The 20,169-nt window shown below is 44.3% G+C and carries 14 protein-coding genes; 7 read left to right on the forward strand and 7 right to left on the reverse strand.

Annotated features, from left to right (window positions below; genetic code table 11):
- Nucleotides 1-49 precede the first annotated feature (49 nt).
- The 4 genes from BN8908_RS05820 to BN8908_RS05835 all read right to left on the reverse strand — a co-directional run bounded on the left by BN8908_RS05820 (nucleotide 50) and on the right by BN8908_RS05835 (nucleotide 3,949).
- Complete coding sequence (locus BN8908_RS05820; protein ID WP_021988881.1) at nucleotides 50-2,491, reverse strand: FAD-dependent oxidoreductase; 2,442 nt, start codon at nucleotides 2,489-2,491, stop codon at nucleotides 50-52.
- Nucleotides 2,492-2,503: 12 nt separating this feature from the next.
- On the reverse strand, nucleotides 2,504-2,812 hold the full coding sequence (trxA, locus tag BN8908_RS05825) for a thioredoxin (protein ID WP_021988882.1): 309 nt from the start codon (nucleotides 2,810-2,812) through the stop codon (nucleotides 2,504-2,506).
- A gap of 84 nt (nucleotides 2,813-2,896) precedes the next feature.
- Nucleotides 2,897-3,196, reverse strand: coding sequence for an ArsR/SmtB family transcription factor (locus BN8908_RS05830; RefSeq protein WP_021988883.1), 300 nt, complete (start codon nucleotides 3,194-3,196; stop codon nucleotides 2,897-2,899).
- Nucleotides 3,197-3,397: 201 nt separating this feature from the next.
- Nucleotides 3,398-3,949 carry an FKBP-type peptidyl-prolyl cis-trans isomerase gene (locus BN8908_RS05835; protein ID WP_021988884.1) on the reverse strand — a complete coding sequence of 184 codons (552 nt, stop codon included), beginning with the start codon at nucleotides 3,947-3,949 and terminating at the stop codon, nucleotides 3,398-3,400.
- A 149-nt stretch (nucleotides 3,950-4,098) separates the two neighbouring features.
- Here BN8908_RS05835 and nadB point away from each other — a divergent pair, with 149 nt between their 5' ends.
- The 5 genes from nadB (at nucleotide 4,099) to BN8908_RS05860 (ending at nucleotide 11,119) form a co-directional block, all read left to right on the forward strand.
- Nucleotides 4,099-5,673 (forward strand): L-aspartate oxidase, encoded by a 1,575-nt coding sequence (gene nadB / locus BN8908_RS05840; RefSeq protein WP_021988885.1) that lies wholly within the window; start codon nucleotides 4,099-4,101, stop codon nucleotides 5,671-5,673.
- Between the two features lie 27 nt (nucleotides 5,674-5,700).
- Nucleotides 5,701-6,540 carry a carboxylating nicotinate-nucleotide diphosphorylase gene (nadC, locus tag BN8908_RS05845; protein ID WP_021988886.1) on the forward strand — a complete coding sequence of 280 codons (840 nt, stop codon included), beginning with the start codon at nucleotides 5,701-5,703 and terminating at the stop codon, nucleotides 6,538-6,540.
- A gap of 54 nt (nucleotides 6,541-6,594) precedes the next feature.
- Nucleotides 6,595-7,521: a quinolinate synthase NadA gene (gene nadA / locus BN8908_RS05850; protein ID WP_068689613.1), complete on the forward strand. Its 927-nt coding sequence runs from the start codon at nucleotides 6,595-6,597 to the stop codon at nucleotides 7,519-7,521.
- 111 nt (nucleotides 7,522-7,632) lie between these two features.
- A complete protein-coding gene (pheT, locus tag BN8908_RS05855) occupies nucleotides 7,633-10,080 on the forward strand; it encodes a phenylalanine--tRNA ligase subunit beta (RefSeq protein WP_068689615.1) in 2,448 nt (815 codons plus the stop codon).
- Nucleotides 10,081-10,306: 226 nt separating this feature from the next.
- Nucleotides 10,307-11,119, forward strand: coding sequence for a patatin-like phospholipase family protein (locus BN8908_RS05860; protein ID WP_068689617.1), 813 nt, complete (start codon nucleotides 10,307-10,309; stop codon nucleotides 11,117-11,119).
- Nucleotide 11,120: 1 nt separating this feature from the next.
- Here the strand turns inward: BN8908_RS05860 and BN8908_RS05865 are convergent, their stop codons facing one another.
- A complete protein-coding gene (locus tag BN8908_RS05865) occupies nucleotides 11,121-12,143 on the reverse strand; it encodes a DHH family phosphoesterase (protein ID WP_068689619.1) in 1,023 nt (340 codons plus the stop codon).
- Nucleotides 12,144-12,282: 139 nt separating this feature from the next.
- On the reverse strand, nucleotides 12,283-13,812 hold the full coding sequence (guaA, locus tag BN8908_RS05870; RefSeq protein WP_021988891.1) for a glutamine-hydrolyzing GMP synthase: 1,530 nt from the start codon (nucleotides 13,810-13,812) through the stop codon (nucleotides 12,283-12,285).
- 268 nt (nucleotides 13,813-14,080) lie between these two features.
- On the opposite strand from guaA, the gene BN8908_RS05875 reads away from it, so the two are divergent.
- Nucleotides 14,081-15,430: a sodium-dependent transporter gene (locus tag BN8908_RS05875; protein ID WP_068689621.1), complete on the forward strand. Its 1,350-nt coding sequence runs from the start codon at nucleotides 14,081-14,083 to the stop codon at nucleotides 15,428-15,430.
- Between the two features lie 394 nt (nucleotides 15,431-15,824).
- Here BN8908_RS05875 and uvrA read toward each other — a convergent pair whose 3' ends face one another.
- On the reverse strand, nucleotides 15,825-18,656 hold the full coding sequence (gene uvrA / locus BN8908_RS05880) for an excinuclease ABC subunit UvrA (RefSeq protein ID WP_021988893.1): 2,832 nt from the start codon (nucleotides 18,654-18,656) through the stop codon (nucleotides 15,825-15,827).
- Between the two features lie 813 nt (nucleotides 18,657-19,469).
- On the opposite strand from uvrA, the gene BN8908_RS05885 reads away from it, so the two are divergent.
- A complete protein-coding gene (locus BN8908_RS05885) occupies nucleotides 19,470-20,105 on the forward strand; it encodes a hypothetical protein (protein WP_068689622.1) in 636 nt (211 codons plus the stop codon).
- The last annotated feature ends 64 nt before the right edge of the window (nucleotides 20,106-20,169 follow it).

Raw genomic sequence — 20,169 nt, forward strand, 5'->3', positions numbered from 1 at the left:
CTATTTTACGCCCCTTCCGGCGTAAAGTTGCACCCCGATATTATTTCGATCAAATGAAAAGATTCACGTTAGACTCCTCCGCCCGTTCCAAATAGGTCGCCACACCGCCAATCCGTACACCTTCCAACAATTCCTCTGCTTTTATCCCCATCACATCCATCGACATCTGACAGGCAATAAATTCAATGCCATTCTTTTGAGCCTGCTGTATCAGACTTTCCAGAGAGTCTATATTTTTCCGCCCCATAATATTCCGCATCATCCGCGATCCCAATCCTCCCATATTCATTTTAGAAAGCTTCAACTTCCGGCTGCCCGACGGCAACATCATACCGAACATCTTTCCCAAACTATCTTTTTTCACCGGGACATCGGGTTTTCGTTTAATCACATTCAATCCCCAGAACGTAAAAAACATAGTCACTTTACGGCCGGTTGCAGCCGCACCGTTCGCAATGACAAAAGAGGCCAGCGCCTTGTCCAGGCTATCACTGAAAACGACAATCGTTTTACCGTCTCCGCCAGATGGAGAAATTACCGGAGACTCTCCCCCTTTCTTCTCCAGCAAAGCCGTTATCACACCTTTGTCCTGTCTCAGTTCCACCAAGCGGTTTCCTGTCATCCGGGCCCAGGATTGCACATCTTTGGCAAAACCGGCATCCGTAGCGGTAATTTCCAATTGCTCTCCGGCAACCAATTGCTCCATGCTGCTCTTCAACCTCATAACCGGCCCCGGACATTGTAATCCGCAGGCATCCAACACCATTTTTCGTTCACCTTTTACATTTTCAGGAGATAAACTGTCTTTTTCTTCCGCTCCCTGTTCCGAAATCACATTGTTCTGTATCGCCGTTACCGCTTCATAAGTCTTCAAGCCACCTGTCAGATTATATACCTCATATCCCCGCTGCTTCAAAATCCGGGAAGCAATATATCCCCGTAAACCGACGGCACAAAACACCACGACCGGTTTATCAGCCGGAACTCCACCCAACCGTTCCCTTAACTCAGGTAAAGGAATATTGACAGCCCCTTCAATTGTATTTAGGGCACACTCTTCTTCGGAACACACATTAATCAGGGTGATCCGGCTTTTATCCATAGTCTGCAACTCCTTCCAGCCTATACTCTTTACAATACCCGACAATAAATTATCGGCAACAAACCCGATCATATTTACCGGATCCTTCGCCGAAGAAAAAGGAGGCGCATAAGCATGCTCCAGTTCGGCCAGATCGTATATCGTCCCGCCGGAACGAAGCACGGCTGCCATCATTTCCAAACGCTTGTCTGCTCCTTCATAACCGACGACCTGAGCCCCCAGCAAACGGCCGTTTTCGGGAGAAAAATTAATTTTCAGAGTCATCGGAATGGCCCCGGGATAATATCCGGCATGTGAACCGGCATGTACGATGGCTTCCTGAAAAGGTATTTCGAACCGACTGAGTAATTTTGCCGACAAACCGGTAGTCCCGACCGTCAGATCAAACACTTTTGCAATGGCTGTACCGATAGAACCTGTATATTTCCGATGATTACCGCTTACGACATTATCGGCACAGATACGTCCCTGTTTATTGGCCGGTCCTGCCAGAAAAGACAATCCGGAACGCCCGCTTACCGGATTCCGGAATTCAACAGCATCCCCGACAGCATATATATCCGGATGGGAAGTCTGTAGATATTCGTTCACCTGTATACCTCCCAACTCTCCGATTTTCAATCCGGCCTCCTTTGCCAATCTCACATCCGGACGCACCCCGATAGAAAGGATAACCAAATCAGCCGTCAAACTCTTCCCGCTTTTCAGAACGACCTCCAACCCTTCCTTCTCCCGGCGAAAAGCCGCTACAGCCTCCTGTAAAAGCAAACCGACCCCTTTCACCTTAAAATGCTGGTGTACAACCGCCGCTACTTCGAAATCAACAGGGGTCATCACCTGGTCGGCCATTTCAACAACAGTCACCTGTATACCCCGCCGGTGTAGATTTTCTGCCATTTCCAAACCGATAAAACCAGCTCCGACAACCACAGCCCGACGAACATTCCGGCTATCCGCCCACGATTTTATCCGGTCCGTATCCGCAACATTTCTCAACGTAAAAATACCTTCTTCGCCGATACCTTCCAAAGGAGGTCTTACAGGCTCCGCTCCGGGAGACAATATCAGTTTATCGTATGATTCCTCATACGTTTTACCCGAATTCAAATCCGAAACCGTTACCCTTTTGGCTTCTGCATCAATCCGTTTCACTTCCGACTTGACTCTCACTTCCACCCGGAAACGGGCATAAAAACTTTCCGGAGTCTGTACGAACAAACGTTCCCGCTCTTCGATAACCCCTCCGATATAATAAGGCAAACCGCAATTCGCATAAGAAATATACTCTCCTTTTTCAAACAATACGATTTCCGCTGTTTCATCCAGCCGTCTCAAACGGGCTGCGGCAGAAGCTCCACCGGCAACTCCACCGACAATAACATATTTCATAAACTATACCTGTCAATTATTAATATACTTTTCAACAATACCCTGTAATTCATTCAGCCGGACCACCCCGCTCTGCCGCCATAACATCTGCCCCTTCCTGAACAACATCAATGTCGGCACCGACTGTATCTGATACGTATAAACACTTTGCCGGTTAGCCGGAACATCCACATCCAGCTTGACGATTTTCACTTTATCTCCCAACCGGGCCTTCAAATCTTCCAGAACCGGATGCATCATTTTACACGGTCCGCACCAGGTAGCATAATAATCCACCAATACCGGAACTTCACTGCTGATTAATTCTTCAAATTTTTCCATAACTATCGATTTTTAAATTAATATTCAAACATACATTTATATATAAAGACATTAAAATACGGTGCCTATTACACCGGTTATATTCTATTCAGCCTCACATTTCATCATACAACGCATGACATTCGTCACCCGGTCGTCGGCCAGACGATAGAAAGCATTTCTGCCCTCCCGCCGGATTTGCAGAATACCTTTTGCATACATATCCGTCAGATGATGAGAAATCAATGCCTGACTGCATCCGGTTTGCTCACAAATATCCGATACGCTCAACTCCTCATTTCTGGACAACAAACAGATAATCGCCAATCGGTTCGGATGAGCAACAGCCTTCAACCCATAAGCGATCCGCTCCAACTCTTCTTTTGTAAAACAACGTGTTCCCATTTCTTTATTTCATTTTCGACACAAATATATAAACATATATTTATATATACAAGCTTTTCACGATAAATAATAAATAAAATCACCAAATCTACTGCAACTTACTCAATACCTACTTCATTGGTATTTGGAAACAAAAATAAAAACGGCTGCTTCAGGCAACCGTTTTTTAATTTTCGATTAGATTGAAAATAGCCGGGAATATCAATGACATCCTCCGCAACCGCAACTATCTTCGTGAGAATCGCATCCCCCTTCGGATCCGCAACCACTACAGCCACTACAACCGTGTGATTTCAGGGCTTCAAGCTCTTCTTCGGTAGCCTCCCTCACAGCCAACACTTCTCCTCTGAAATAAAGATCTTTGCCTGCCAACTGATGATTGAAATCGATCCGTACGTCCTCTTCACCGATGGAAACAATTTGTCCTTGTAAACGACGACCGATACTATCCATCATCGGCAAAGTATTACCTACAACCATATCTTCCGGCTCAACATCCTTAAAAATATCCTTCGGCAAATCCACCACCATATCCTCATTTACATCACCATAAGCATTCTCTGCGGGGATCTTGAAATCAAACTTATCTCCTACCTTTTTATCCAGCAGATTCATTTCAAAATACTCCAGTGTCTGCCCTTGTCCACAGATAAATTCCAGGGGGTTCTGGGCATCTGCAGCCTCCAGAAGCTCTCCGTCCGGCTCTGTTCTCAGCTCGTAGCTTACCGATACTACCTTATTCTTTGTTATCATTCTTACTGTTTTAAATTAATTTACTGCAAAAGTACGATAAAATAATGGAATAACCCTTTTCCGAAAGCACTCTTTCAAAAAAAACACCTGAATTCGTCCGCAATTTATAAAAAAATGGTACTTTCGCACTAATTTACATATTTCAGAAAATGCGTCATTACGATTATATTATAGCAGGAAGCGGATTAGCGGGCTTATACACGGCTTATCTGGCTGCTGCTTATGGGAAAGTTGCCTTGATTACCAAATGCGGTATCACGGAGAGTAACTCCTATTTTGCCCAAGGCGGTATTGCAGCGGTTACAGACGAAGACGACGCCCCGGCTCTGCATTTCGAAGATACGATTATTGCCGGCCGAGGCTTGTGCGATCATCCCTCCGTCAATATTCTGGTCAATGAGGGACCGCAACGGATACAGGACCTGATCAATGCCGGTATGCATTTCGATATGGAAGACGGGAGTCTGGCTTTGGGTCTGGAAGGCGGGCATCATAAAAAACGGATCTTACATGCAGGCGGAGATGCAACCGGCAGAATGGTCACCAGCTTTATGATCGGAAAGGTCATCAACAATCCGAACATCGATATTTACGAAAATCATTCGGTAATCGGATTGTTAAAAGACGGTGAATCCTGCTACGGGGTACGTTCCTGGAACCTGACGACAGAAAAAGAAGAATTGTTTTTATCAAAACATACCTTCCTGACTTTAGGAGGTACTTCAGCCATCTATAAACGTACAACCAACCCCCATACCACTATCGGCGACGGCTTAGCCTTGGCCTACAATGCGGGATGTGAAATTGCCGACATGGAATTTATTCAATTCCATCCTTCGGCTATCTCTACCGATTCGGAAGAGGCATTTCTTGTCAGCGAGGCTGTACGAGGCGAAGGTGCCCACCTCATTAACCAACAGGGGGAACGTTTTATGCCGGCCATACACGAACTGGCAGAACTGGCCCCGCGGGACATCGTTGCCCAATCCATTTACCGGCAATTGCAAATACACAAACAGGACTTTGTCTGGTTATCACTCAAACACCTGGACCCGGAAATGGTAAAACGCCGTTTCCCTAACATCTACGAAAAGTGTAAAGAACTCGGGATCGATATGTGCGACCGTATACCGGTTGCTCCGGCTGCTCATTATACGGTCGGGGGCGTACGGACCGATATCAACGGACAAACGAATATTAAAAACCTGTTCGTATGCGGGGAACTGGCTTCCTCCGGCATCATGGGTGCCAATCGACTGGCCTCCAATTCTCTGATCGAATGCCTTGTTTTCGGAAAACGGGCTGTGGAAAAGGCCCGCCAGGATGTTGTGGCCTCGAAAGTACCCGATTTCAGGACCGTATATCACTGCAACGATAATTTAGCAGAAAATTACATCCGGCTGAAAAGAGAAATTGCCATTATTATGACCGAACATGCCGGTATCATCCGCAATGAAACCCTGCTTCGGGAAGGATTGGACAAACTGGAAAAATTGAAACGGGAAATTCCGGAAGAACAAAACGAATATTACACCCTGACCAGTCAGAATCTTATTACGGTTGCGGAGTTGATTATCCGTTCTGCTATCTATCGGAAAGAAAGCCGTGGCGGACATTACCGGGAGGATTTTCCGCAAAGCGACGATTCTTATATCTGCCACATTGTCCAGCAAACCGGTAAAGAGATACGTACTCTTCCCGTAGAAACCCATTGTAAAGCCTGAATTATAACCTTAGAAATAATTACAATTATGGAATATAATAAACTGATTGATCGTCTGATCGACCTGGCTATAGAAGAAGATATCGCCAGCGGAGACGTCACAACAGAAGCAATTATACCGGCCCATTCACGTGCCGTTGCTGAAATGAAAATGAAAGCCGACGGCGTTATTTCCGGTTTGGAAATCATTCGTCGTGTATACGAACGGTTTGAAAAGGATATCGTATGGCAACCTCTGGTAAAAGACGGAGACACAGTACGCAAAGGAGACATTATTCTACGTATCGAAGCCAGTTACCGCTGCCTGCTGCTCGGAGAACGCCTTTCGCTCAACATACTGCAACGCATGAGCGGTATTGCCACTGAAACAGCCAAATATGTAAAAGAACTGGCCGGAACACATACCCAATTGCTGGATACCCGCAAAACAGCCCCGGGACTACGGGTGCTCGACAAACTTGCTGTAAAGCAGGGAGGCGGTACGAACCACCGGATGGGATTATACGACATGTCGATGATCAAAGACAACCACATCAAAGTGGCCGGAGGTATCACCAATGCCGTCAACGCAGTAAGACCCAAACTGGCTCCGGGCATAAAAATCGAAGTCGAAACGACCAATCTGGATGAAGTACGTGAAGCACTGGCTGCTCATGCCGACATCATTATGCTCGACAATATGAGTACAGCCGATATGACGGAAGCCGTAAAAATCATTGCCGGAAAAGCCAAAACGGAAGCTTCCGGAAACATGAGTATCCCACGGCTGAAAGAAGTTGCAGCCACCGGTGTCGATTTTATCAGTGTCGGGGCCCTCACCCACTCTGTTACAGCACTGGATATCAGCATGAACATTAAAAACAATTAACACTTTTACCTTTCCCCTTTCTTTGCTATCTTTGGGGGTGAAAACGGAGGATTTATGACACACAATGAGATCATCGACAAGATCGGGCAATTGAAAAAAGAAAAGAATGCCGTTATCCTGGCACATTATTATACCCGTCCCGAAGTTCAGGACATTGCCGACTACCTGGGCGACTCCCTGGGATTATCACAGGAAGCCGGAAAAACATCGGCAGATATCATCGTCTTTTGCGGAGTACACTTCATGGCAGAAACAGCCTCGATCATCTCCCCCGGAAAGACGGTACTGATTCCGGCACAACATGCCGGCTGTTCACTGGCAGAAAGTCTGACGGGATATGAGCTGCGGGAATGGAAAAAAGCCAATCCGGACGGTATTGTCGTCAGCTATGTCAATACAACGGCTGAAGTAAAAGCCTGGACCGATATATGCTGTACCTCTGCCAATGCCTTAAAGGTAGTTGAAAGTCTGCCGCAGGACAAAAAGATTTTATTCGTACCGGATAAAAATCTCGGGGCCTGGATTCAGAAAAAGACAGGACGCCAAATGGAACTATGGAGCGGCGACTGTTGTGTACATGAAAAAATCACCACAGAAATGATACTGGCCAAAAGTCAGGAATATCCGGAAGCCGATATTCTGATTCATCCCGAATCCAATTGTTCACACGACGACCGTATCCTCAATCTTCCGCAAGCCTATATGTATTCTACGGCAGGAATGATCCGGCATGCAGCCGCTTCTCCGAAGAAACAATTTATCATTGCCACAGAAATAGAAACCATTCACAAATTACAGAAAGACAATCCGGACAAGGAATTTATTCCGATTCATCCGAAAACCATCTGTGGACAGATGAAAAAAGTAACTCTGGAAAATGTCCTGGAAGCGCTCGAAAAAGAACAATATGTGGTAAAAGTTCCGGAAGATATCCGCCAAAGGGCTTGGTTACCCATTGAAAGAATGTTGAAAATACATTGAATAAATACACGTAATAATAACACACGATAAACATTAAATCTGGAAGCAGCGACCGTCAACCGGGAACAAGCCGGCATAGCGGAAACAAAGCAACCATTAATCCACTGAAAAATGAAAATTTCTTTAAACTGGCTGAAAGAATACCTGAAAATCGACTTGGATGTTGAAGAAATCTGCCAAATACTGACAAGTATAGGACTGGAAGTAGCCGGATATGAACAAATAGAATCCATAAAAGGCGGACTGAAAGGTTTGGTTATCGGTGAAGTAAAAACCTGTGAAGCCCACCCCGACTCCGACCATTTGCATATTACAACCGTAGATTTAGGCGACGGTCGGCTGACTCCGATCGTATGCGGAGCTCCGAATGTTGCTGCCGGACAGAAAGTAGTCGTTGCAACAATCGGAACGGTACTGTATGATGGTGATAAAGAATTTGTCATCAAAAAATCCAAAATCAGGGGACAGGAATCCGAAGGCATGATCTGTGCCGAAGATGAAATCGGAATCGGCCATGATCATAAGGGCATCATCGTACTGCCTCAATCGGCCGAAACAGGTATGCCCGCTGCCGAATACTACGGTATAACCTCCGACTACGCCATCGAAATAGATATTACCCCGAACAGGGTCGACGGAGCTTCCCACCTGGGTGTTGCCCGTGACCTGGCAGCTTATCTGAAACAGAGCCGGGACATCGATTACAGCCTGCCTTCAGTGGAAGCTTTTGCTCCCGACAGCAACACTGCCGGTCTTACGATAGAAGTATTAAGGCCGGAAGCCTGTCCGAGATATGCCGGAGTATGTATAGAAGGTGTGGAGGTTAAAGAATCACCGGAATGGTTGCGCACCCGACTCAAAGCCATCGGCCTCAATCCGATCAACAACATCGTAGACATTACAAATTTTATCCTCTTCGAACTGGGCCAACCGCTCCACTCCTTCGATAAGGACAAGGTAAAAGGTAATAAGGTTGTTATACGCAGTTTCCCGACCGGCACTCCGTTTGTCACATTGGACGGCATAGAACGCAAACTGGATGAAAACGATCTGATGGTATGCAATGCCGAAGAACCGATGTGTATAGCAGGTGTATTCGGCGGACTTGAAAGCGGCATTACAGAACAGACAACCAACGTCTTTTTGGAAAGTGCCTGCTTCGATCCCGTTTTCGTCCGCAAAACCGCTCGCCGGCACGGAATCAACACCGATGCGTCTTTTCGCTTTGAAAGAGGTACCGACCCCAATCTGGTCATCTATGCACTGAAAAGGGCAGCTCTGCTGATCAAGGAATTGGCCGGAGGTAAAATTACTTCGGACATCATCGACATTTATCCCAATCCGGTACAGGATTTTGAAGTGGAAGTTAAATATGCCCACATCGACCGGTTAATCGGAAAACAAATCGGCAAAGAAAACATCAAAAAAATACTGAAATCCCTTGAAATAAAAATAGTACGGGAAGACGACGAAAAATTAATGCTGCTTATCCCTCCCTATCGGGTAGACGTACGCCGGGAAGCGGATGTCATTGAAGACATTCTTCGTATCTACGGTTTCAACAATATCGAAGTGCCGGCCAAAGTAAATTCGACCTTGAGCTATTCGGAAAAGCCGGATGATTATCGCCTTAAAAATGTAATCGGAGATCTACTGGCAGCAAACGGTTTTAATGAAATCATGAATAACTCGCTGACCAAGGCCGCCTATTTCGAAGGCTTAGAAACATATAAACCCGAAAATACGGTCATGTTATTCAACCCGCTCAGCTCCGATCTGAACGCTATGCGGCAAAGCCTGTTGTTCGGGGGCTTAGAAACCATCGCATATAACATCAACCGGAAAAGTCATAACTTGCGCTTATTCGAATTCGGAAAAGTGTATACCTTCCATAAAAAAGAAGGAGACAACCATTTAAAGCAATATCAGGAAGAAAACCGGCTCGCCTTGTTTATTTCCGGCCATAAGAATACCGCCTCCTGGAATAGCAGGGAGGTACCTTCGGACTTCTTTACCCTGAAAGCATACGGTGAAATGGTATTATCACGTTTGGGACTTCAATCCGATTATCTGACGACGGAAGAAAACAATCAGGATATTTTCCGGGAAGGTCTGGATTATTCACAAAACGGCAAACACTTATTGTCGATAGGAGTTGTCAGCTCCAAATTACTGAAAGCGTTCGATATCGGCCAGGACGTATATTATGCCGATTTCTCCTGGGAAAATATATTGAAAACATTGAAAAACCATACGATCACCTTCCGGCCGTTACCCAAATTCCCGGCTGTAAAACGTGACCTGGCATTGCTACTGGACAAAAAAATCTCATTCAAAGAAGTGAAAGAGATCGCTTTACGTACGGAAAAACATTTATTGAAAAATGTAAGCTTATTCGATGTCTATGAAGGTGAAAAACTGGGTGCAGACAAAAAATCCTATGCAGTCAGCTTTACCCTGCAGGATGATGAAAAAACACTCACAGACAAGCAGATCGATAAGATCATGAATAAACTGATCGGCACATATAAACATCTGCTTCAGGCAGAAATTCGCTAAAAAGAATAAGGACTGAAAAATCAGTCCTTATTTTTTATAAATAACTTATCCGATCTCACCTGACATTAATTCCACGGCTTTTACAGCAATATTGCATTTTTTTTTACATTTCCATTATTAATAACTATTTTTACAAATGTCCGGTGAAGTTGGGGTTAACATTGGATACCCGAATCCGTAAACAGTAAGCACATTACGTAAAGAAACCTCGAATAGACAAGCATTTATGGAGACAAACAACGAATATAACCGCAAAAAATACAAATTGGGATTAGCATTAAGCGGAGGTGGGGCCCGGGGATTTGCACATTTCGGGGTAATCAAAGCCATGCAGGAATACGGAATCCGTCCGGATATCATTTCCGGTACCAGTGCCGGTGCACTAGCCGGTGCCATGATTGCTGCAGGCAAAACCCCTGACGAATGCATCGAATTTTTTACTCATAAAAAAGTCTTGAATTTTGCCCGGTTTACCATGTCAAAAATAGGATTGATGTCCATGAACGGCATGGAAAACGGCTTACGTAAATTCTTAAAGGCAAAAACCTTCGAAGACTTGCAAACACCGTTAGTAGTTACAGCAACCGATATCAGTAATGCCAAATCCGTACACTTCAACAGCGGAGAATTGATTCCCCGCATCCTGGCCTCCTGCTCCGTTCCCATTGTTTTCATTCCGATAGAAATCGACGGAGTTATTTATGTTGACGGCGGTATATTTATGAACTTACCGGTCAGACCGATTCGGGACTTATGTGAAAAAGTAATTGCCGTTGAGATTAATTCAAACGAAAGCCGGCAAAAAGTAGGTAATATGATACACATGGCCGTCCGTTCTTTCCATTTAGGACTGGCAGCCAACACCCATATCGACAAAAAATTGGCAGATATTTTTATAGCCCCCGACGATATGATCAGATACAGCATGTTTGATTTGAGCCATATCCGGGAAATATACGAACAAGGCTATTCGACGGCCCGGGAAATTCTGAAAGACTTTCAGAAAGTCACGACCCCTGCGGTAGCTATTGCCAATTAATTCAAGCCCCTACAAAAGTCTCGAAAAACCAGGCAGCCGTTTCATTTACCCGCTTTACGACTTCGTCCAGCGGCAAATCCATCTGCCCGCCGGCAGCATTCAAATGTCCGCCTCCGTTAAAATGAGCCTTTGCCCATTCATTGACAGGAATAGCCCCTTTGGAACGGAAAGACAATTTCACCCTTTCTTTACGCTGGGTTATCTGTACCGAAACATATATATTCTCTACGGAAAGCGGAATATTCACCAAGCCTTCCAAATCACCGTCCTGGTAATTGTATGTATTCAATTCTTCCAGCGTAATCGGAATAAGTGCCACGGGATAATCCGGATGCACCGTCAATTTATTCAGCAAGGCATTCCCGATCAGACGCAAACGGGAAAGTTTGTTCATCTGATACAGATAATGATGCACTGATTCCTTATCCAATCCCCGCTCCAGTAAATCGGCAATCACCCGATACGTCTGCGGACGGGAAGAATTATGACTCAATCCTCCTGTATCCGTATTAATTCCCGTATACAACGCATTCGCAACATCCGTATCGATCACGTCCACACCCCATATTTCCGTAATTACTTTATAAAGCAATTCACAAGTTGAAGAAACCCGCACATCCGAAATAACATAGTCTACGGCTTCCGGACCCGGATGGTGATCGATAATCACTTTCTCCGCTTTGGCAGCCTTTACCAAACCCTCCAGGTCACCTTCCCGCTTTGTCGTATTATGATCGAGCATAAAAATCAAATCCGCATCCCCGATAAGCCGCGCACATTCCTCCGGCTTATTCTGGTAAGAAATCGCTCTCTTGATATTTTTCAACCAAACCAGATACTCCGGAAAATAATCACAGGTAAGAATATGACAGTCAAACCCGGCTTTCAGCAAGGCTTCTGAAAAAGCAGAACAAGCCCCGACAGCATCCCCGTCAGCTGAAATATGCGGAATAATCACCGTCTTCAACTCCTGTCCCTGTAAGCGCTCCCGCAATCTTCCTATCTCTATATCTATCGTTTCCATATTTCGGATACATTTATTTTGAATGTGCAAAGATACGATAAAGCCTCCTTTTACTATAAAATTTTACGGAATAAATTAAAACCAGCCGTCTGAAAAACAAACGGCTGGTTTCAAAAATCTATCTATCGTACATCAATTATTACTCCCACTCGATTGTGGCGGGCGGTTTCGAGCTGATATCGTAAACAACCCGGTTGATACCTCTGACATTATTGATAATCCGGTTAGATACCCGGGCCAGAAATTCATAAGGCAAATGACACCAATCGGCAGTCATCCCGTCCGTCGATTCCACCGCACGTAAAGCCACCACACTTTCATAGGTACGCTCATCCCCCATCACTCCCACACTCTGCACCGGCAGTAACATAACACCGGCCTGCCATACCTTGTCATATAAGCCTTCTTCCTGCAACATCGAAATAAAAACATGATCGGCTTCCTGCAACAAAGCCACCTTCTCCCTGGTAACCTCCCCTAAAATACGAATCGCCAAACCCGGTCCCGGGAACGGATGACGCTGCAAAAATTTATCCGCCAAACCCAGACTTCTCCCGACACGGCGCACCTCATCCTTGAATAACAAACGCAAAGGCTCAACCAATTGCAACTTCATATAATCAGGCAATCCGCCTACATTATGGTGTGACTTAATCGTTTGTGACGGTCCGTTCACCGACAAAGATTCAATGACATCCGGGTAAATCGTCCCCTGTCCCAACCATTTTGCATCTTTAATTTTAGAAGCCTCCTGATCGAACACATCTATAAACGTATTACCGATAATTTTCCGTTTCTTTTCCGGTTCGGCAACTCCGGCCAAACGGCCGAGAAATAAATCCGCGGATTCCGAGCCCACAACATTCAGCCCCAGTTCCTTATAATTTTCCAGTACATTCTTGTATTCATCTTTCCGCAGCAAACCGTTATCCACAAAAATACAAGTCAGGTTTTTACCGATAGCCCGGTGCAACAACATCGCCGCTACCGTAGAATCGACACCTCCCGACAATCCCAGAATGACACGGTCATTTCCCAATTTTTGCTTCAATTCGGCTACCGTAGTTTCTACAAACGAATCCGGTGTCCAATCCTGCGCACATCCGCATATATTCACCACAAAATTATACAGCAGGCATTTACCTTCCGTACTGTGATATACTTCCGGATGAAACTGTATGCCGTATGTCGTCTCTTGTCCTACTTTAAAAGCAGCATTCTTTACATCTGCCGTACTGGCTATCACCTTGCAATCCGCCGGTAATTTCTCAATCGTATCTCCATGTGACATCCACACCTGAGAATTCATGCTCATACCTTTAAAAAGCAGACTCTCCTGATCGATATAAGCTAAATTGGCACGGCCGTACTCCCGCTTATTCGATGCTTTCACCTCCCCTCCGAAATTGTGAGCCAGATACTGAGCCCCGAAACAAACCCCGAGCAAAGGTAACTTCCCCTTCATAGCCGATAAATCAGGTTTCGGCGCTTTCTCATCCCGCACCGAAAAAGGACTCCCCGAAAGGATGACTCCCTTTACCGAAGCATCCAGTGCCGGATGGTTGTTATAAGGATAAATTTCACAATATACATTCAGTTCACGAACCCTCCTCGCAATTAACTGCGTATACTGAGAGCCGAAATCCAATATCAGTATCTTTTCCTGCATAATAATCAGTTAAATTATTTCCGGCAAAGATAATAAAATTGGAATTACATGTTTTATATTCACTTTTAAACTTTCCTATATTCGATAAAAAGAAAGTAATATTACCATTTTAGTTTCAAATTGAAAGTGCTGCAACAAATCATATAACAATTTGAAAAATAACATTTTAAATCACAAAACGATTTTCATTTTCATGCAAAAACATTACTTTTGCATCCAAAGTAAAATCAACTGAAAGATTCTTAAACTAAAAATTCAGACATTGAGCATGCACAAAACACGCGATAGTTTCGGTTCCAAATTCGGGGCCATAGCTGCCTTAGCCGGTTCAGCAGTAGGGTTGGGAAATATCTGGAAATTTCCTTATGAAGCAGGAAATAACGGAGGCGGTGCCTTTCTGATCATTTACATCTTTTTTACATTGGCTATCGGACTGCCGATTATGCTCAGTGAATTTGCCCTCGGACGCCGGGGACAGCAAAATGCGTTCGGCACTTTCAAAACTTTGGCTCCGGGATCAAAATGGTATCTTTTCGGATTGCTTTCGATCATAGCCGCTGCTTTCATTCTTTCTTTTTACGGTACGGTTTCCGGCTGGACACTGGAATACGTCTGGCTGGCCATTTCGGGAGCCTTTCACCACCAAACGGCGGAAGGTATCCATGACACGTTCAATACGTTCATCAGTCACCCTTACAAAGCCGTTATCTGGCAAGTAAGTTTCATGGTGATTACCGGTGCGATCATTGTTGCCGGAGTCAAAAAAGGCATAGAACGGTATACCAAAATGATGATGCCCGTACTGTTCGTCATCGTCATATTATTAGGCATCCGGGCTTCCACATTACCGGGCGCCGGCGAAGGGCTCAAATTCCTTTTCTATCCGGATTTCAGTAAACTCACCGGACAATCGGTACTTTCTGCATTGGGACAGGCTTTCTTTTCCTTATCCCTCGGTATGGGAGTACTGCTGACGTATGCCTCATACATCCGGAAAACAGAAAATCTGGCACACATTTCATTACAGGTTATTACCACAGACACCTTAGTGGCAATTTTATCCGGAATAGCTATTCTGCCTGCGGTATTTTCATTCGGTATCGATCCACAGGCCGGACCCGGACTTGTATTCCTGACTCTTCCCCAAGTATTCCAAAGTATGCCGCTGGGTTATTTCTGGGCCATTCTGTTTTTTATACTGCTGACTTTCGCCGCTCTGACTTCGGCAATCTCTCTGATGGAAGTTGTCGTAGCCTATCTGGTTGAAGAGAAAAAAATGAGCCGTCTGAAAGCGACGATTACCACCACTTCAGGCATCGGGCTGCTCGGAATCTTTTGTACTCTTTCATTCGGACCGTTGCAAAACATCCGTTTTTTCGGACTATCGATCTTCGATACGTTCGATTTTGTCAGTTCCAATATATTACTGCCCCTGGGAGGTATATTGATCTGTATTTTTGCCGGCTGGCGACTGGATAAATCCATACTCTGCGACGAAATCAGTAACGAAGGCCGTCTTAAATTTAAATTTTTCAGACTATATGCTTTTATTCTGAAATACGTCGCTCCCATCTGTATCTTTGTAATACTTCTGAACTCAATGGGAATCCTGAAATAAACCGCCGGAAATTAAAAGACAATCTACATAAAAAACGTTTTAATGCAGATTTACGATTTTAGATTAAAAATCTGATAAAAAATCAGGTTGCCGGGCAATTCAAAATTTACAATCCATATGAACCATTTCAGATTGATCGGACCAATCTGAAATGATTCTTCTATTTCTCCCCAAGATATATCAAATTATAACCTGCAACCTTTAATTTCCCATCAATACCTCTTCACACTGAAACATAAAAAACCGAAATGACTGACAATGAACCGGATCAGCATCAGAAATTACACAAATGAGTCCGTCCCAGTGTGTAATTTGAAATCTGCAGGTTCCATCCAAAATCGTAAATCAAAAATCGTAAATCATAAATCGTAAATCGTAAATCAAAAATCGTAAATCAAAGACACTCCCCCAATTCTTCTTTCAAAAACTTTCCGGTTTCCGAAATCTTTACCCGGGCAACGTCTTCCGGGGTACCCGTAGCTATGATCTTTCCGCCGTCCTTACCACCTCCGGGGCCCATATCGATCAGGTAATCGGCCACTTTGATTACATCCAGATTATGCTCGATCACAATGACACTATTGCCTTTATTCACTAAACGCTGGATCACTTCCAACAGAATATTGATATCTTCGAAATGCAGTCCGGTAGTAGGTTCATCAAGGATATAGAGGGTTTTTCCGGTATCTTTTTTCGAAAGTTCCGTGGCAAGCTTGATCCGTTGTGACTCACCGCCGCTAAGCGTAGTACATTGCTGTCCCAATTTGATATATCCCAACCCGACCTCCTGCAACACCTTCAATTTCTGCTGTAGATAAGAGACATTTTCGAAAAACTCTACGGCCTGATTAATGGTCATATTCAACACATCTCCGATCGATTTCCCCTTATAACGTATCTCCAGCGTTTCTTTGTTGTATCGTTTACCGTCGCAGGATTCACAATGTACGTAGACATCCGGCAGGAAATTCATCTCGATCGTCTTTACACCGGCCCCCTTACATTCCTCACACCGGCCCCCGGCCATATTGAAAGAAAAACGTCCGGCAGCATATCCCCGTATCTGCGACTCCGGCAACTTCTCGAAAATCTTCCGTATATCCGCAAAGATTCCGGTATAGGTAGCCGGATTCGAACGGGGAGTACGTCCCAGCGGGCTCTGATCTACCACGACAACTTTATCGACGTGCTCTATACCTTCAATTGAACGGTAAGGCAAAGGAGTTTCTATCGCCCGGTAGAATTTCTCACTCAATATCGGACGTAAAGTTCCGTTAATCAATGAAGATTTACCGCTTCCGCTCACACCGGTAACACCTACCAGCATTCCGAGCGGAATCTCAACATCCACATTTTTCAGATTATTTCCGGTACATCCGGACAACTTTAAATATTTTCCGTTTCCTTTCCGTCTTTCTTCCGGAACCCGGATGGCTTTAACCCCATTCAGATATTGTGCCGTCAGGCTGTCACTCCTGCGAATATCGTCTATTGTTCCGACAGCCATCACTTCTCCGCCTTTCCGTCCTGCCTTCGGTCCCATATCCACAATATAATCCGCTTTTTCCATCATTTCCTTATCGTGCTCCACGACGATTACCGAGTTACCGGCATCTCTCAACTGCTGCAAAGAATGAATCAGCTTGCGGTTATCCTTCTGATGCAAACCGATACTGGGCTCGTCCAATATATACAACACATTCACCAATTGGGAACCGATCTGAGTTGCCAACCGGATACGCTGCGATTCACCACCGCTCAGCGTCATCGACTGACGGTCGAGGGAAAGGTATTCCAAACCAACGTCCAACAAAAACTTCAGACGGGTACGGATTTCTTTGAATATTTCTCCGGCAATCTGTTTCTGTTTTTCTCCAAGCTCCTGTTCCGTCCGGCACACCCACTCGTAAAGATCCGTCAGCTCCATTTGAGCCAACTCGGAAATATTTTTTCCCGCAATCCGGAAATGCAGCGATTCCCGGTTCAGCCGTTGTCCGTCGCAAACATCACATTTAACGACAGAAACAAACTGTTCCGCCCATTTATTGGCTTTCTTGGAGGTTGCATTCTCCTCCTGCATGGTAATGTATTTGATAATCCCTTCGAAAGTATAAAGAGAATTGGAAGACACCCCCAACTCTTTATTTTCCAGCCGGAGCTGCCCCGGATAACCGTAAAGTACGTCCGTTAAAGCCTCCTCCGGCAAATCCCGGATCGCCGTATGTAAAGTCGTACCGTGTTTTTTCAATACGGTATCAATCTGCCAGAAAAGTATACCGTTTTTATACTTTCCCAAAGGCAAAATTCCGCCGTCGTAAATCGAAAGCGAATCATCCGGCACGATTTTATTCATATCTACCGCCGTCACATACCCCAAGCCTTTACACTTCGGACAAGCCCCGTGAGGCGAATTAAAAGAAAATGAATGCGGAGCGGGTTCCTTATAAGAAATACCGGTATCGGGACACATCAGGTGACGACTGTAATATTTCAATTCGTTCCCGCCGTACTCCTGCACCATCATCACCCCGTCACCGTGCTTCATAGCGGTAGCAACCGATCCTTTCAGGCGTTTCTCGTCCACATCATCCACCACCAGCTTATCGACAACAATCTCGATATCATGTATCTTATAACGGTCTACTGCCATTCCCGGCACAATCTCCCGGATCTCACCGTCGATACGTGCCGACAGAAATCCTTTTTTCTGCAGACTTTCAAACAAATCCTTATAATGCCCTTTTCTTCCCTTTACCACCGGCGCTAATAACATTATTTTCTTACCGGCAAAATCCTTTTGAATCAGGTCGATGATTTGCTCATCCGTATATTTCACCATCCGTTTCCCCGTCACATACGAATAAGCTTCACCCGCCCGGGCAAAAAGCAAACGCAGGAAATCATACACCTCCGTCGTCGTCCCCACTGTCGAACGCGGATTTTTATTCGTCGTTTTTTGCTCGATCGAAATAACAGGACTCAAACCGGTAATCTTATCCACATCCGGACGTTCCATACCTCCCAAAAACTGACGGGCATATGCCGAAAAAGTTTCCATATAACGGCGTTGCCCTTCGGCATAAATCGTATCGAATGCCAACGAAGATTTTCCGCTTCCGCTCAAACCGGTAATCACCGTCAGACGATTCCGCGGAATCGTCAAATCCACGTTTTTCAGATTGTGTTCACGGGCACCGTATATCTTAATAACTTCATCCTCTTCCATAACCAAAAATCAATTAACCTGCAAATTTACAACAAATCGGAGAGATCAAAGACAATCATAGATTTTAAATTGTAATTTTTAGATTGAATTAACGATTGAAGCCCGGATATAAAAAATCTCCCGGTTTCCCGGGAGATGTATGAAAAAAATCATTGTGTTTCTAAAATAAAAGGGAGGCATCCCTAAGGTTCTTTAAAGTTTAAGCATATGGGGCTATGAAAAGATGTTGTATGTGTGTGCGTGCGTCTGTGTGTGTGGTGTGTGTATGTGCGTGGTGTAATTTGCCCCGTAGATTATACTTCAAACATTTAAAGAACTACTTTGAAAACCAGCTTGTTTATAAGCTATCCCCTCCCCCGTGGTGTGTGCTAAATAATTTAATCTAAATAACAGCTAAATAAAATCATAAATTTCAATCATCATTTACACCTGATTTAACGGGAAAACGAATAGGAGGGTTACAATATCCGATTATTTTTTTCAAAAATCTTTCATTTTTATTTTATACCACTGATAATCAATACAATAAAATTTCATTTTTTTATAAAAAAGACCACCATCACCCCAATTCAGGCCTGTCAATAAGGAAAAAACTGAAAAATTTCTGAGGTACAGCATTCAAAAAAGAAACACTTCTCAGCTAAATCTTAGAATCATCAGTCGAAAAATCCATTTATTCAAAATTTAAAATTCGATTTATTGATATTTTTGCTTACCGTCTAAACTTTAAAAAGTATTTTATTCATTTATATCGTAATAAATTATACCTTCCCCTCATCAATCCTATATTTACATTTAAATCATATAACAGCTATGAAAAATATTGTTTTTATCCTTTGCGGGATTTTATTTCTATCCTGCCGTTCTCAATCAAATACTGATATGCCGCCATTGATAACAGCCGACAGTCTGGCAACACACATTACTCAATTTTCAGGCAAAAAAGTAACGGTTGAGGGCAAAATCATCCACGTATGCCCTGTAGACGGTAAAAAAATGAAATTATCAGGCCGTAACCGCCAAATTGTCAAAATCATTTTATCCGATTCGTCGGCTCGTTTCGAGCATTCTCTGACAGGGAAAACATTACAAATTTCAGGTACCGTCAGTGAAACCCGGATTTCCCGTGCTTACATCGACTCTATCGAAGCCGCAGGTCTTCTGCTTTGTCACATAGATCATAACCCCTGCAACGATTCCGTATGGATCGCCAATATGCACAAGCAGGGAAAAGCGGAGCAAAACCTGCAACGGACTGTTACCAATCTACGACAGATCATGACAACCCAGGGCAGGGATTACGTTTCTGTGATTGTTCTTGTGGCTGACAAAATAAAAGAAATCAAGATAGAAAATGAAAAAATACAAACATCACAGCAGCGGAACAATTCCCCTTATTCCTTCTGCCAAGGCTGTCCCTTGTGCGGTCTTTGCCTCCGGAAAGGATAGCCATTAGCGATAAGCATAAAAAAAATCCCCTTCTCACGAAGGGGATTTTTATAAGATCAAAGAG

This window comes from Culturomica massiliensis, assembly GCF_900091655.1.
In the GTDB taxonomy this organism is placed as follows: Bacteria; Bacteroidota; Bacteroidia; order Bacteroidales; family Marinifilaceae; genus Culturomica; species Culturomica massiliensis.